The sequence below is a fragment of the Microcoleus sp. ARI1-B5 genome (assembly GCF_036705795.1).
Taxonomy (GTDB): Bacteria; Cyanobacteriota; Cyanobacteriia; order Cyanobacteriales; family Microcoleaceae; genus Microcoleus.
This window is the reverse complement of record NZ_JAUBVK010000033.1, coordinates 44696-60232: the sequence shown is the minus strand read 5'-3', so window position 1 is coordinate 60232 and position 15537 is coordinate 44696. Positions and strand designations below refer to the sequence as shown.

At 45.5% G+C, this 15537-nt stretch carries 14 protein-coding genes; 11 read left to right on the top strand and 3 right to left on the bottom strand.

What is annotated here, in order from left to right:
* Both QUB63_RS29940 and QUB63_RS29935 read left to right on the top strand, forming a co-directional pair.
* The gene (locus tag QUB63_RS29940) at positions 1-2328 is read left to right on the top strand and encodes a hypothetical protein (protein ID WP_332949008.1); all 2328 of its coding nucleotides are present in this window, start codon (positions 1-3) and stop codon (positions 2326-2328) included.
* Positions 2329-2417: 89 nt separating this feature from the next.
* Entirely contained in the window at positions 2418-4976 is a 2559-nt protein-coding gene (locus QUB63_RS29935; protein ID WP_332949007.1) for a sigma 54-interacting transcriptional regulator, read from the top strand.
* 101 nt (positions 4977-5077) lie between these two features.
* Here the strand turns inward: QUB63_RS29935 and QUB63_RS29930 are convergent, their stop codons facing one another.
* Positions 5078-5767, bottom strand: coding sequence for a hypothetical protein (locus QUB63_RS29930; protein ID WP_332949006.1), 690 nt, complete (start codon positions 5765-5767; stop codon positions 5078-5080).
* A gap of 45 nt (positions 5768-5812) precedes the next feature.
* Here QUB63_RS29930 and QUB63_RS29925 point away from each other — a divergent pair, with 45 nt between their 5' ends.
* The 3 genes from QUB63_RS29925 (at position 5813) to QUB63_RS29915 (ending at position 7832) form a co-directional block, all read left to right on the top strand.
* Entirely contained in the window at positions 5813-6436 is a 624-nt protein-coding gene (locus QUB63_RS29925) for a LysE family translocator (protein ID WP_332949005.1), read from the top strand.
* A gap of 167 nt (positions 6437-6603) precedes the next feature.
* Positions 6604-6984 (top strand): hypothetical protein, encoded by a 381-nt coding sequence (locus QUB63_RS29920; protein WP_332949004.1) that lies wholly within the window; start codon positions 6604-6606, stop codon positions 6982-6984.
* Between the two features lie 65 nt (positions 6985-7049).
* The gene (locus QUB63_RS29915; RefSeq protein WP_332949003.1) at positions 7050-7832 is read left to right on the top strand and encodes a class I SAM-dependent methyltransferase; all 783 of its coding nucleotides are present in this window, start codon (positions 7050-7052) and stop codon (positions 7830-7832) included.
* An 81-nt stretch (positions 7833-7913) separates the two neighbouring features.
* Here QUB63_RS29915 and QUB63_RS29910 read toward each other — a convergent pair whose 3' ends face one another.
* Positions 7914-8051: a hypothetical protein gene (locus QUB63_RS29910; RefSeq protein ID WP_332949002.1), complete on the bottom strand. Its 138-nt coding sequence runs from the start codon at positions 8049-8051 to the stop codon at positions 7914-7916.
* A gap of 133 nt (positions 8052-8184) precedes the next feature.
* On the opposite strand from QUB63_RS29910, the gene QUB63_RS29905 reads away from it, so the two are divergent.
* The 5 genes from QUB63_RS29905 to psbM all read left to right on the top strand — a co-directional run bounded on the left by QUB63_RS29905 (position 8185) and on the right by psbM (position 13775).
* Positions 8185-8979, top strand: a complete 795-nt coding sequence (locus QUB63_RS29905) for an ATP-grasp domain-containing protein (RefSeq protein ID WP_332949001.1) — start codon at positions 8185-8187, stop codon at positions 8977-8979.
* A 122-nt stretch (positions 8980-9101) separates the two neighbouring features.
* A complete protein-coding gene (locus QUB63_RS29900) occupies positions 9102-10580 on the top strand; it encodes a DUF512 domain-containing protein (RefSeq protein ID WP_332949000.1) in 1479 nt (492 codons plus the stop codon).
* Positions 10581-10720: 140 nt separating this feature from the next.
* Positions 10721-12604 carry a TolC family protein gene (locus QUB63_RS29895; protein WP_332948999.1) on the top strand — a complete coding sequence of 628 codons (1884 nt, stop codon included), beginning with the start codon at positions 10721-10723 and terminating at the stop codon, positions 12602-12604.
* Between the two features lie 493 nt (positions 12605-13097).
* Positions 13098-13394 (top strand): 2Fe-2S iron-sulfur cluster-binding protein, encoded by a 297-nt coding sequence (locus QUB63_RS29890; RefSeq protein WP_332948998.1) that lies wholly within the window; start codon positions 13098-13100, stop codon positions 13392-13394.
* A 267-nt stretch (positions 13395-13661) separates the two neighbouring features.
* Positions 13662-13775: a photosystem II reaction center protein PsbM gene (psbM, locus tag QUB63_RS29885; RefSeq protein ID WP_193970859.1), complete on the top strand. Its 114-nt coding sequence runs from the start codon at positions 13662-13664 to the stop codon at positions 13773-13775.
* Positions 13776-13875: 100 nt separating this feature from the next.
* Here the strand turns inward: psbM and QUB63_RS29880 are convergent, their stop codons facing one another.
* Positions 13876-14727: a universal stress protein gene (locus tag QUB63_RS29880; RefSeq protein ID WP_332948997.1), complete on the bottom strand. Its 852-nt coding sequence runs from the start codon at positions 14725-14727 to the stop codon at positions 13876-13878.
* A gap of 142 nt (positions 14728-14869) precedes the next feature.
* Here QUB63_RS29880 and QUB63_RS29875 point away from each other — a divergent pair, with 142 nt between their 5' ends.
* On the top strand, positions 14870-15364 hold the full coding sequence (locus tag QUB63_RS29875; protein WP_332948996.1) for an acyl-CoA thioesterase: 495 nt from the start codon (positions 14870-14872) through the stop codon (positions 15362-15364).
* The last annotated feature ends 173 nt before the right edge of the window (positions 15365-15537 follow it).

Below are 15537 nucleotides of genomic sequence, written 5' to 3'. Positions count from 1 at the left end.
ATGAAAAACAAAATCCAAGCATTATCAGATCCATCGAGAACAAACCAGCTAAAAATATTAGAGACTCCTGAAAAAGTTGCTGAAAAACTTTTCCAATACCTTTTTAAAATGGGCAAGGGAATCGAGCATTTTCTTCTGCAATATTCACGGGCTGAAGATGGAGGAACGGAAGATGAGGATTCCAAGGCTAATTTTTATAATAAAAGGCATATCTACATTAAAAAACAGATCCAAGAACGGCTTTCTGTAGATGGAAAAAAGCCGAAATTTTCAGATATTCAATACTTCATGTCAGATGTTGATGGACAAAAATATGTATTTTTTATATCCTCCCATAGAAATCATTCTGGATGGAAACAGTTATTTAGCGATCGGCTTAGCAATCGAGAAAGGATTTTAAATTTAGCGTTTAAGTTTTATATTCTGGCTCAAAACTTATCTGTTGACACAATGAATGGTTTTGAAGAACTACTATTCATCCATTCCAAAGAGCTAACTGAATCGAAATCGAAAGATGCTCTTTTGGTCTGGGGACAGAATTTATTAATCAAATATAATCACCACGATGTACTCACATTAACCTTATCTAGAAAAAGCAGACGATTTTTACCAAAAGATCGGTACAGCACCGTAGATGGTGACGATGTGGGAGAGTTGTTAGTTTATGAATATAAAAACTACTACTTCGATCGCGATCGCGATGCTCGTCACAAAAATAAGATTGATTTTATGCGATTCGATAAAGATGACGCAGATTTTGACAAATTCAAAAAGACTCAGCTTTATCATTACCAAAATCTCATGACTAAACTTGAGAGTTTTTTAAAGGAGTGCGCTATCGCATTTGAACCTCTTCCTTTTCAGGCTGACCACTACTTAAAAAATCATTTTATTAAGGATAAAAATTTAGAATCTATAGAATCATTAGAAATTCTTAACAATACTGGAATCGATCTAACTGAATCCGAGCGACAATTCTTGAAAAATTGTCTGAAACATCAGGGAGTTTCCGATCTCACTTTTTATAATTCTGGAAAAACCATTACTAACTACGAACAAGTAGAACTTGAGGGTGAGGACGATCCTTGTTGGAAAATTACTGAAGTTGTTCCTTGGTCAAGTATTGAACTCGACAAGGAAAAAAACTATTTAGTTTTTAATAAACTTTTGGAGGAAGAAGCGGGTTCAATGGCTTACCAGAGAGGTGACGGCTTCTGGAATCCATCAACACAAATATATAACAAGTCAAAAGTTGATTTCTATTCTCAGTTAAAGAAAAAACTCAACTATTTGGATACCGGAGAGTTTTTTAGTACGCAGGGGATAAATATACCTGAATTTAGGGCTGTTGGATATGTAAAAAAAGCTGCTTTGTCGCTTTTCAATTATAGCAAAAAAATCGATATAAATATTCTGAACCAAGATACGCAGGATTTTACTGATGCGGAATTATTGGACGTAGATGATGCTATTTCCTGTTATTTAAGAAAGCAAGAAGACAAAAAAGAATGGGAAAAATTTTGCGAGAAATACAAGATAAAGATCTCACCGCAATTTCAGAAGGTTTGGCTCGAACTGGGAATTAAGAATTGGATGAGGCAAAGTTTTGTAAATTCCAATTTGGGCTTGCCCATTACTCCTCAATCATTTTCTGAGAAACAATTCTTTACTATATATGTACGCAGCCCTAGAAACAAGGAAGCTAAAGCAGTTGCGATCGAATTTCTTTATAAAGACGGTTGCATATACATAAAAAATGTAATGCGCGATATGGAGGAGATTAAAAAGAGATTTAAATTTTTAAAAAATAGAAAAAAATCCGAAAATTTACTAGACAATCAACAATATCTCGTAGATGAAGCAGAGCAATTATATATTAGTTGTTATACGAGCGATATATATACACCAACTTTAGTTGGAAGAAATGGTATTCTTGAAGAGCTAGAAAACGGAAAACTAAAAGTCAACAGACAAATTCAAGGTGAAAATAGTAGTAAACTATTACCTTTAGTATCCTATTATAACGGCGAGGTTAAACCCATTAACCGCATCCAAAATATGATTTGTTTGGATTTACAAAATGCAACATTCATCCAGTATTATGTTCCACCTGCACAAGCTATAGATGCGATTATAAAAAGAGGGTTTAGAGTCTACCATGCGATCGGGTGTAAATATTCTAAAGAGGCAATTCCAACATCTGAACTTATCGAACATCCAATCACAGCTTTACATTTTAGTACGCTAACTAAAAATGTTTTAAAGATTAGCGAGAATAGTCAATCATCTTTGTTGCAAAAAGTAGCAAAAGTATTGGTGGAAAATTGAGAAACCTAGCTGAGGAATGGTTGTCGAGTTTTTGAATATAATAGATTCTACACCAACTACCACGATTCGGCTTTCGCCGGCGCTAAGCGATGTCTACCGAAACATTAGTTAACTGGCTCGAAGAGAGCACCGAATTAGGCATATTACCCCGCGAGATTTTACAGGATCTCGCGCGTGAAATGCAAGCGACAACTTTTCCCCCTGGTTTTCGAGTGGTAATCGAAGATGCGCCTGTCACTAACCTCTACATTTTAGAACGAGGACAGGCAGATCGCTACCGCCGCAAACAACCTGGTTTAATGTGGGCGAGTAGTTTATTACCGGGGGCGATCGCAAATTTATCCGCCCTCCAACGATCGCAACCTGCAGATAGTCGAATTGTCACTCGTACAGAATGTCAATTTTGGGTAATTAGTGCCGATCGCTGGCGCAGTTTGCTAGAAAGATATCCGCGCATTACCGAAGCCTACGCTCAACGTTTGGCCGCGAAATTAGAACAGCTAGAAGCAGAAATTGCCTACGAAAGAGAGCGTCAAAATGCCCTCCGCAGCTATCTAGTAACCAGGGCGAAACGGGGAGTAATTGGAAATAGCCGTTATGCGGTGAAATTGCGCCAACAAATTCGGGCTGCATCGAGTGACAGTCGATCGGTGTTAATCTCTGGCGAACCTGGTTTACAAAAGGATAATTTAGCTGCTTTAATTCATTTCGGTTCAAGTCGTCGCAGCGAGCCAATTATTCAGATAAAAAGTGCCTTGCTTCAGACAAATGGAGCCGAATTATTCGGGCGTTTGGGCGGTAAACCGGGACTGTTGGAATGGTTGGGAGAAGGGACGTTAATTTTAAATGACGTTCAAGAATTACCCGCTCAATTATGCCCCAAAATTCAGCAACTATTAACCGACGGAACCTATACGCCAGTTGTAAGGGAAGGACAAATACCGCCCCCACCGCGTTCTAGCAACGCCCGGATAATTTTAATCTCAGAAATCGTCCAACCCCTGCTAGATAACCTGACGCAACATAAGATTAAAGTCCCATCATTGCGGGTGCGAAAAGCAGATTTAGAAGCACAGGTTAACTATTATCTCAACCTCATTTGTCGCCAAAAGAAATTAGTCAAGCCCCAAGTCACGCCGGAAGCAATTCGCCGCTTGCAAACCTACGATTTTCCAGGGAACTTGCAGGAATTGCAGGGAATGGTCGATCGCGCTTTAGTTCAAGCACAGGGAAATCAGGTATTAACGGAAGAAGTGTTTTGGGCGCAGGCGGCAAAACAACAAAAATTTCGGCTTAATTTATTCAAGATATATCCCAAATTTCGGCAATTTTTGCGGAGCGATTGGTATCCCGAGCGCGTGAATTATTGGTTTACCACTTGGGTATTTGCAGTGGTAGTAATTACCCTGTTTGTCGCCCCCCAAGACAGACAGCATAATTTTGCTTTGAATATCTTTTGGGCGTGGTGGTGGCCGTTAATTTTATTATTATTCCCGATCGTCGGGCGATTGTGGTGTGCTTTTTGCCCGTTTATGATTTATGGGGAAATCGTCCAAAAACTCTCGCTGAAAATTTTCCCGCGAACTCTCAATAAATGGCCCCGCCAACAAGCTGAAAAATGGGGTGGCTGGTTTCTCTTCGGACTATTTACTTTGATATTTCTGTGGGAAGAGTTGTGGAATTTAGAAAATACCGCCTATTTATCCAGTTGTTTGTTGTTACTCATCACCGCCGGCGCGGTAATTTTTTCGCTGATTTTCGAGAGGCGGTTTTGGTGCCGTTATTTATGCCCGATCGGGGGGATGAATGGATTATTTGCTAAACTCTCAATTATCGAACTGCGCGCCCAACAAGGAACCTGCGCGGCGGAATGCAGCACCTACCATTGTTATAAAGGAGGCGAAGGTTTTGGGGAAGGATTAACTACTAATGGATGTCCGGTTTATTCCCATCCAGCCCAATTAACTGATAATAAAGATTGCGTGTTGTGCATGACTTGCTTGAAAGCTTGTCCCCATCGATCGGTAGAATTAAATCTGCGCCCTCCCGGCATCGAATTATGGACTACCCACGTTCCCCACAGTTATGAAGTTGCCCTATTATTTCTATTATTAGGCGGTATCTATCTCCACCGCTTGCCGGAGATAAATAGTTTGTTGGGGCTGGGCATCAATTTAGAGCAATTTTTACCACATTTAGGACTGTCGATCGCAGTGTTAATTATCCCGCCGATGATTCCCTTAGCTGCTTATGCAGTCATGCAGGCAATTTACCGATTGGGAAAAGCAGAAACTATCCCATTTAAAATTACTAAACCCCTTTCATTTGTCTGTCTCGCCTACGGATATCTACCTCTAGTCTGGGGCGGTAGTTTGGCTCACTATTGGCGATTGGGTTTGCAGGAAGGCGGGCGAGTGATTCCCGTAACTTTTGCTACTTTCGGACAAATTAGAGATGATTTGCCGAGTTTTGTAGGAGATCCAGCCGTGATTAGTTTCTTGCAAGGTGTGACTTTAATTGTATCATTGTTGGTGACATTATTTGTGACTCAAAAAATTGCCAAGCGATCGATTAAATCTTTGATACCGCAGCATTTAGCGAGCGCGTGTTTGATGGTTAGTTTGTGGTATGCGATCGTGGGGAGTTAAAAGTATTATAGCGGTTTTCAGGTAATTGGGTACAGAGAAACCCGGTTTCTTAAAGAAACCGGGTTTCTGGGGTGTGCTTCATCAACCTGGAATCTGCTGTATTATCTTCCTGTTTCGATCGACCACCCATAAAGTGTCGAATTTTGTCCGGCCGTTATCACTCGGAGTTTTTGACCGTTGGCTGCGCTAAAGATAAAGCTACAAAATCCCAAACCCGTACCGCTACAGGCTTGCAATTCTGGATACCCAGATCGATCGGCACGATCGCGATCGGAGGGCGATAAATAAGAGTCGGAAACTGGTTGCCACCCAGCATTAATTAAAGCTTGTCTCACCTCGGCATAGGGGCTATCCTGACGCAACATTGGTAGGGGTTGAGAGAGTTTAAATTTTGCCGGTTCTACCTCCCAACGGACGATCGAGGGTTGTTTTCCGGCGCTATTATTAGTTGTTGTAATAGTTAAAGTTTTCCCCTCGGCCGTGACAAACTTAAAATAACACAATCCCCGTGCCGTTTCCGGACAAGCGACCAGTTCTGCAAACCAAAACTTGGTGATAATATATTTTTCAATCGCATTTAAGGCTGCAATCCGACCGGGGGAGTAATAATTGTAAGCAGCTTGCCACCCCGCATCTTGCAAACGCGCCCTCGCTGCGACATAGGACATATTTTTTGCTAAAGTAGGTAGTTCTTGTGCCGAAACAGAAAGGCGACTGCAAACTGTCAATTCAAGGGAGAGGGCGATCGCACTCAAAAACAGGCAATGCCAGCTAATAGACTTGAGTTTCATTGACTTTTCTCAGCTAAAAAATCTACACTTGTTATAGCAAAAAAAGTGCTTAGCAATATGAATTTTAGCAGTATTGTGGCATTATTCTGTGCGATGACAGTCTTGGCTGCTATTCCCAGTATCAGCGTGTTGGCCGTCTCCACTCGATCGGCCGCATTTGGCTTCATTCACGGTGTTTTTACCACTCTAGGGATAGTGCTTGGTGACATCATTTTCATCCTGATAGCTATTTTAGGTTTATCGCTGCTTGCGGAAAAGATGGGCAGCCTATTTTTCCTAATCAAATACCTCGGCGGGGCTTATCTAATCTGGCTGGGAATAGGGCTGTGCAGGTCAAAATTACAGGATGTGGAGACAGAAGAAGTTGTTAAATCCTCTTTGATATCTAGTTTTTTAACTGGACTGTTTATTACATTGGGCGACCAAAAAGCAACTTTATTCTATCTCGGATTTTTTCCTGCTTTTCTCGATCTTTATACAATATCTTATTTTGATACCGCCATCGTTATCGCAATTGCTATAGTGTCTGTAGGCGGTGTAAAACTGGGTTACGCACTCGCGGCCGATCGAGCTAGATTGCTAATTAGTTCTAAAATAAGAAAAGGCATCAATATTGCTGCTGGCTGCGTCACGATCGCGGTTGGCATATTTTTGATAGCAAAAACTTAGTCCTCGGTAGCAATCGCCTTTGTGGAAGAGCAGTTTATACCGCTTTCTCATCTGACCGGGAAGATTTAGAAAGCACATAGGACTTACGCATGAGAGGTCAGAAACCGGGTTTCTGGCAAAAATTATGCAACAAAAACTATATTTTTCGTCAGAAACCCGGTTTCTCAATGCTTATTGAAAAGGCGGAAATATTTCAGTTGAAACAAACTATGTCAATACCGAAAAAAGGAACTAAAAAAATAATAGTTGACGGGGAGCCTTTCATCTGGCTCATCCGCAGACAAGCTAGTAATATGCAAGCCGACTACGGTTGCGGAAAACTTCATGTTGCTGTCGAACACGCTGAAAATTCAGGTTCGGTATTAGTTATTATCACCGATCGACCCCATCCTCAATGTTGGGGTTCAATTAACAAAGTGATACCAGTAATACCCTCTGATGTAGCACAATGGATACGGCAAGCACTGCAACTCGGATGGCAGCCTCAGCGCTCTGGAATAACCTTTGAGGTGCGGATTTCAGGAGGAAGTGCAGAAAAAATATATTAGAGCGGGAAGAGTCGATCGGCTATGCTGAAGGACGAAAACTTTAACAATCAAAAGGAACAAGAAAAATGACCGCACATCAGGAATCCATCATCGACCAGTTCACCCGTCAGGCTGTGCCATTCTCCAAATTGTACGGCCACACCAATCAAGAATCTCTGGATTTATTGATGAAGATGGCAAGGGTATCCAAAAGCGACACAGTTTTAGATGTTGCTTGCGGACCGGGTATAGTTGCTTGTGCTTTTGCTGCGGTTTCCAGTCACGTTACCGGCATCGATTTAACACCAGCAATGCTCGATCGAGCCCGGAGTTTAGCACAGCAAAAAAACTTAACTAATCTCTCGTGGCACCAAGGCGATATTGAGACGCTACCGTTTCCCGATGAGAGTTTTTCTATTGTTTTGAGTCGCTACGCTTTCCATCATTTTTTACAGCCGGATGTCGTGCTCTCGGAGATGGTTCGCGTGTGCCGTCGGGGCGGTATAATTTTGATTGCTGATGTGGCGATGCCCCCGGAAAAAGTTGATGCTTACAACTATATTGAGAAGCTTCGCGATCCGTCTCATACTCGCGCCTTGACTTTGGAAGAGTTTTCTAAATTAGTCGCCGATGCCAATCTTCAAAATATCAATTTAGCCTTTTACAAGGTAGAATTAGAGATGGAACAGCAGTTAGCTGCTTCTTTCCCAAACCCCGGCGATGGGGATAAGATCCGGCAAATTTTTAGAGAAGATATTGGTGTTGACAGTCTGGGGATTGGCGCGCATTTTCGAGGCGATGAAATTCATTATGCGGTTCCGATCGCTGCGCTCGCTGCCGAGAAACCAAAGTTGTACTTAACTTGTTAAAATGAAGCATAATGACAACAAAAATTTTCTATGAGCATCAGTCTTACTCCCAAGCAAGAACGCTTTATTCAAACAAAACTCCTAGCTGGAAAATATCGCTCCGCCGAATAAATTCAGGAAATAGCTTTGCGGTTGCTGGATGAGTACGATCGCGCTGATGCCGAGTGGGTTGAGTCGGTTAGAACTAAAATTGACGCAGCGATTGAAGCCTCTACCCATACCCCCCAATTGATGGCGAAACCTTTGTTTATTGGCGCAACAACTTAACCGCGTCGCGTAACGGCTGCGGTTGAGCTAAACCGTTCTGCCTCATGCGCTCATGCGCGGTGACGAGTGCGGTAAAATCAGAGGTATGAAAAAGGCAATTCTCAACGCAGGTAATGCGGCATGGATTTTTGAAGAACACGCGCAGCGTTTAGCGCGTGTAATGACTCTTGAGATTAGTGCAACGCCGTCAGACCATAATTATCTGCTCGGTTGGGAAAGTTCAGAACCTCCAACAGGCAAATGTTTCATTCCATTTACAGCAATTGTGTGGGCGTCTGACAAGCGCCAACTTGCGGAAATTTTCACCAAACATCAGGTCGCTATCCCCAGAACATATCTACTTGAATCAGAGGAGGAAGTTAAGCAACTAATCCAAAAGGAAGTGAAAAGTCAATGGATTCTCAAGTGGCCGACGGGTTGCGGTGCTTCAGGACATCGCTTGCAAGAACTAAATACGCCCATTGGGCAGGACTGGCCTCGCCCTTATGTTCTTCAAGAATTCATTCGTGTCGAAGTGCCGGAAGTATATCGGCTCTACTGCGTGGCAGGCGAAACTTTTGGCTGGAACGCCAGACGTTTTCCTTCAGGTGCAAAGGCTTCTCTATTTGTTGCTCATGCTCGAGGCGCGAGATACGAAGCAGAGGGTTGTGCTCCACCTGAAGCGGAGTTTCAAGCTCGCCAAGCCCTGACTTGCACAAACCTTATCAACTCATTTGGATGTGCCGATTTGATGAAAAATGAAAAAGGTAATTGGCTTGTTCTTGAAGTCAATACGGACGGTATTTATAATCACGTTGACCGCGACATAAATATCGGCAATATTGCCAACGAAATTGACGAACGCATAGCCAGAGCTTTCCATGCTTGGAGCCGCAGCTAAAAGCGATCCAAATTGTCACGCTCGATATTGAGACAGGTGGATGAGACATAGTATGATAATTATATTTACACATTCAAACATACAAAAAACTCATACATAATTTATAAAAAAATCCAGAAATTATGAGCGACTCATCAACCAGACCAGCCCTAATCACCAAAGTTATCCCCGACAGCATCTGCGCCGAAATGGGATTTGAACCCGGAGACTCCATCGTCGCCGTTAACGGCCAAAAACCTCGCGACTTGATCGACTATCAATTCCTGTGCGCCGATGAATTTATCGAACTTGAAGTTTTAGATGCCAAAGGCAAAACTCACAAGTTGGAAATAGAAAAAGAGTATGACGAAGACTTGGGTGTGGAATTTGAAACTGCCCTGTTCGACGGACTAATTCAGTGCAACAACCGCTGCCCTTTTTGCTTTATTGACCAGCAGCCTCCGGGAAAGCGCGAAACTCTCTATCTCAAGGATGATGACTACCGCCTCAGCTTTCTTTACGGCAGCTATCTGACTCTCACGAATCTGACTGAAAAAGAATGGAACCGAATCGAACAAATGCGGCTTTCTCCTCTGTACGTTTCGGTACACGCTACGGAACCGGATGTGCGAATTAGGCTGCTGAAAAATTTTCGGGCTGGGAAGATTTTAGAACAAATTAAATGGTTTAAAGAGCGCCGCTTGCAAATTCACGCTCAAGTTGTTGTTTGTCCCGGGATTAATGATGGGGAACATTTGGAACGCACTTTGTTGGATTTGGCAAAGTTTCATAGGGGAAATATTCCCGCTGTGGCTTCGGTGGCTGTGGTGCCGGTGGGTTTGACTCGCTTTCGTCCTGCTGAAGATGAATTGATTGCCGTGACTCCGGAAAAAGCGCGGGAAGTCATCGCGCAAGTGCAGCAAATTCAAGCTGTTTTGAGTAAGGGGAAAAGCGGTAAAAAGGCGAATAAAAAAAGTTCAAAATTTACCCCCCCCAGCCCCCCCTTAGTAAGGGGGGGAGAAGAGTTAGAAGATTTAGAAGATTTAAACTTCCCTGTGGCAAGGCGAAATTCAAAATCTGGTTGTATTTGGTTGGCTGATGAGTGGTTTTTAATCGCTGGTTTGGATTTGCCGTCTGCTGCTGATTATGAGGATTATCCCCAAATTGGTAACGGTGTGGGTTCGATCCGCCAGTTTATTGGGCAGTTTGAAACGGCTTTTGCTAAGCTGCAACCGCTGCCGGTTATTGGGCCGCGCCGATTGGTTTGGGTGGTGGGAAATGCTGTTGAAAAGGCTTTTCGGCCGATCGCACAACAACTAAACCAAATTCCCGGCTTGTCCGTCAACATGGTGGCACTGTCCAGCCGCTACTGGGGACAAACTATCACTGTCACGGGTTTGCTCACCGGGCAAGATTTGCTGGAAGCTTTGCAGGGAAAAGACTTGGGAGATGGCATCCTCCTGCCTTCGGTGATGCTAAAACAGGGGGAACCTCGTTTTCTCGACGACATGACCGTAGAACAGCTCGAAAACTCGCTGAAAACCCGGATTTTGCCGGTGAGCGGAGTAGAGGAACTAATCTCGGGGGCGATCGGTCTGGCAACTGCACAAGTTCCATTGTAAATTTTGAATCAAGCCTTCAAAAGCAACACGAGTACGGTAATTGTGACTTGTAACTGTCGGGTTCAGGAAACAAACTAGAAACTTGAGACCTCAATCTTGCTTTAAAATTGTCTCTAGAATTGCAAAGTAATTAAAAAATTATGCGTGTTTTTCGTCAAATCGTGGTGGTCGGAGTGGGCGCTGCAATTACTTTCAGCAACGCCGGACAGAGTGCTTCAGCGCAGCCTCCGGCTCAATCTCAGGACAGTTCCCCCCTTAGCAATCAGATCGAATTAACGCAGGATATTCGATCGACCTCGAACACAGCCTCAGAACCAGCATCAGATCCCGAACAGTCGATCGCCCTTAACCAACAAACCTCCGAGTCTAACATCGCCTCAACTCTCCCAACCGAGCCCTCCCTGGCATCAAAGCCTCAACAGGCTGCTCCGGCTGCCCCCTCAATGCAGTCTCCGCAGAATTTGGCGCAATCTCGAATACCGGTACCGACAGGCGAGAGGCAGAAACCTGTCCCGAGCAGCCCTAACAATGTTCCGGTGCCTTCTTTGCCAACACCAGTTCCCCGCGGCACTCCCAACGAAAGTTTCCCCCCTCTCACCCCGAAGGGTATTTTAGAGACCCGGCCTCCGGGTTCCCTGGAACCAAACCCGAATCCGCTGCAGTTTCCGACAAATCCCGAGGATGTCAGGATCGAGCAAACTGAGTCAATTACCTTGCAGCAGGCGATCGACCTCGCCCGCCGCAACAGTCAAACTTTGCAAATCGCCCAGCAACAAGTCGAACAAACTCGATCGGTACTGCGCGAACAGCAAGCTGCCTTATTTCCAGACCTGACTTTTCAAATGGGCGCGAGCCGCAGCGTCAGCGCCAGCGGACAGATTGGGGTGCAGACTCGGCTCCGCCAGAATGATGCTTTACCCGCCAACCGCCAACTGCCGGCGAACTCTCCCGAGTTTCAAAATTTCGGCAGCACCAGTCTCAACAACACTTTGCAGTTGAGCTACGACCTCGACATTTTCGGCCGCCGCACGGCTAATATCCGCGCGGCTAGGGAACAGTTGCGCTTCCGGGAACTGGATGTGGAACGCCAAGCCGAGCAACTCCGCTTCGACACTGCTGAGGCTTACTACAACCTGCAAAACTCCGACGGACAAGTTGCTATCCGCCAAGCTTCGGTGAGAAATGCCCAGCAAAGTTTGCGGGATGCCGAAGCTTTGGAACGGGCCGGGGTGGGAACGCGGTTTGCTGTGTTGCAGGCTCAGGCAAATTTGGCTAACGAAGTGCAGCTATTGTCAGTGGCCCGTCGCGATCAGCGAGTGGCCCAGCGGCGGCTGGCTGAGATTTTGAATATCAGTCAGTCGGCGAATTTGACGGCGGCTGACCCGGTGGAGCAAGCTGGCTCTTGGCGGCTGTCTTTGGAAGAAAGTATCGTGCAGGCTTTTAAGAATCGCCCCGAGTTGGAACAGCAGTTGGTACAGAGGAATATCAGCCAGCAGCAGAGGCGATCGATTCGGGCGGGGGGGCTGCCTCAAGTGAATGTCACTGGTTCCTACAACTTCTTGGGGCAAACTTCTGACAACCCAGACCCGTTTGCAACTCGCGGCTGGGCGAGCGGATATGCGGTGCAAGCGAATCTGACTTGGAGTATCTTCGACGGGGGCGCGACGAGGGCGAGGGTGCAACAGCGGGATGCTGATATTGCGATCGCCGAAAGTCGATTTGACCAACTCCGCAACCAGGTGCGCCGGGAAGTTGAACAAGCTTATTTTGGCTTGGAGTCGAGTTTTGAAAATATCGAAACTTCTGAGGCGGGGGTTTTGCAGTCGAGGGAAGCTCTGCGTCTTGCCAGATTGCGGTTTCAAGCTGGTGTGGGCACTCAGACGGATGTGATTCAGGCGGAAACGGATTTGACTAGGGCTGAGAGAAACCGATTGTCGGCAATTGTCAACTACAACCTGGGCCTTTCGTCTCTCCAGCGGGCTGTGAGCAATCTTCCCACTAATAACCTCTCGGATGCTCCTTGATACCAGTTGACAGTTGACAGTTGACAGTTGACAGTTGACAGTTGAGAGTTGACAGTTGACAGTTGACAGTTGAGAGTTGACAGTTGACAGTTGACAGTTGACAGTTGACAGCGACCTCGACCTCGACCTCGACCTGTACCTTGAAGTCCGAGGATTGGAGCAATGAATAGTCTGATTTTAATTTCTCCCGCTCGAGCGGGCGGGCTTTAAACCAATTCTTTCTGGTAAAAAAAAGCCCACTATACCTCAACTCCAAGCCACGATCTGCATCAGTCAATCCCACTCATCACTCATTCCCAATTCTAAAATCTAAAATCTAAAATGGGTTGGGTTGGGTTGGGTTGGGTTGGGTTGGCTTGGGGCGATTCCTGCTCGGGATAGCTACGCCACGTGTCCTTGAATCAAAAAGGCAATTAGACATTTGTTAAATATCCGACACTTCACTTAATATTTTGTAATAGAGTTCTATGTCAACTGCGTTAAAGGATCGGCAATGGCCAATATCAAGTTTGTGAAGGAAAATCAGGAAGTCATCGCAGCAGACGGAGCCAATTTGAGGCTCAAAGCTCTAGAAAACCGCATCGACTTGTACAGGTTTTCGGGAAAGATGATGAATTGCGGGGGCTACGGTCAATGCGGCACCTGCATTGTGGAAATTGTCGAGGGAAGTGAAAATCTGTCGCCCCGCACTGACTTTGAGAACCGCAAGCTCAAGAAAAAGCCCGAAAATTATCGTTTGGCTTGTCAAGCTATGGTTAACGGCCCGGTGAGCGTGAAAACTAAGCCCTAGCTGGGGTTTCCGAAGGAAGGAAGAAGGAAGAAGGAAGAAGGAAGAAGTCAAGCGTGAAGAAGGCTCGCTTCGGCTTCGCGAGCGGGTAAAAAGAAGTCAAGCGTGAAGAAGAAGTAGACATTCTCCCGCTCTCCGCTTCTGGGGATCTCCCAAGCTCCGAGTCTCCGAGTCTCCGAGGCTCCTTCTGTCTTCGAGTTTTCCTTTTGCCTTTGAGTGGTATCCTAGTCGTGTGTGTTTTCCTATTTTTCGATAGAGGCGGGGGTCTTCATGGAAGTTAACGATTTAGGGTTTGTGGCAACCATTCTGTTTGTATTGGTTCCCAGCGTTTTTCTAATCATTCTGTACATTCAAACGGCTAGCCGTCAAGGCGGAAAAGAGTAGCCACTGCTGCTATTTCTTTCTGGCGAAAGCTGATTGCAAAAAAAAGCGCCAACAGTTTTTTGCTGGGGCGCTTTTTTTGTTAACTGTTAGCGCTGACAGTTTAGCCGACTGTGCGGGCTAGCAAGACGGGACAGTTGGCGTAGACTCGCACGTAGTCTGATAGCGAATTTCCCAGGAGTCGATCGAGATCCACAAAGTTTTTAGCAACGTTTGGCCGCCGATCGGGAGAACCGATTACCAACAAATCGGCATTCAAGTCGTCTGCAATTTGACAAATAGCTTCCCCGGGCTTGCCTGTGGCACTCACGCAGCGGTAGCTAATTCCCATTTGTTTCGCGAGTGCTACTGCAGGGGCCAATACGGGGTCTTTTTCAGCAGTTGCTGTTAAATCTTCAGTGGATTTTCCCGTCAAATCTTTGGTGACGTGTACTAGAATTATCTGTCCGCCGCTGACTTCTTTGACCAAAGATAGCGCAAGCTGCAATGACTGTTTGGCGGATTCTGAGTTGTCTAGCGCCACCATGACGCGCTTGATTCTTTTGACGTAGATATCGTCTTTTACTAACAGCATCGGTCTGGATGTTAGCTGGAAAACGTACTGGCTGACTGAGTTTTCCAAAATCGATTGCAGCCGTCCGAGTCCCCGGGAACCCATAATTACTAAGTCGGATTGTTCTTCTTCTGCGACTTGGCAAACTGTGGTTTTCGGGTCTCCCTGTTTCAGCCGCGGATTGACTTTGCTGGGATCTATTTTCAAAGACTGGACTGCTTGTGCTAAAATCTTGCCTCCTTCTTCCAACTTGGCGGCCATGCCTTCGGAGGTTACTTGCTGCGGCACGACGTGCAAGACGGTGACAGAGCTTTGTTGCAAGGAAGGGATGTCCATCAACATATTAAACATCTCTTCGCACAAGCCGCGACCGGCGACGGCTACTAAAATTTTTTCTATCATGGTTTTTGGTGTGAAAACAGTTGAGTTTTGTTGTGCGGCGCTCTCACTAGGGCGTTGTTACTCTAGTGGCTTAATGTCAAGCATAAGCCTGAAGTTTGCTTTATGATTTGTAGAAATGTAGCGTTTTGGAACAATTTGTAACGTGTTAGAGAACGATCGAACTCAACCAGAACTCGCAGCGGCTGGCGCTATTCAAAAGCGGTCGGGGATGGACTCGGAGGGCTGGTTTGAATATTTGGTGCGAGTCTACCCCCACCATACTGACTACAGCGGCGCGGTTTGGCACGGGACTTATCTGGCTTGGATGGAGGAAGCTAGGGTGGAAAGTTTGCGCTCTCTCGGCATCGAGTATGCAGAGTGGGTGGCGCAGGGTGTGGAATTGCCGGTGGTTGAGCTTTCGCTGCGCTACCACCGCTCTGTACAAATGGGTCAATCTGTGGCAGTCAGAACGCGGATGGCTGCTAGCGAGGGTGTGCGGCTGCTTTGGGATTACGAAATTCGATCGGCTGATACTCAGGAGTTATATGTGACGGCACAGGTAACTTTGGTTGGTGTCGATCGCGAGAAAGGTAAGATTATGCGTCAATTACCCGCAACAGTGCAGGCAGCTTTGACAAAGTTAACGATCAACCCTTAGACTTATCTGTTATATCTCCCCAATAACTTTTGTGGAGCAGGCATCCTGGCTGCCTTTGACTGTTTTTTTTGGAGATATCTATTTTGACAAAGTTGGCGATCAACCCTTAGACTTATCTGTTATATCTCCCCAATAACTTTTGTGGAGCAGGCATCCTGGCTGCCTTTGACTGT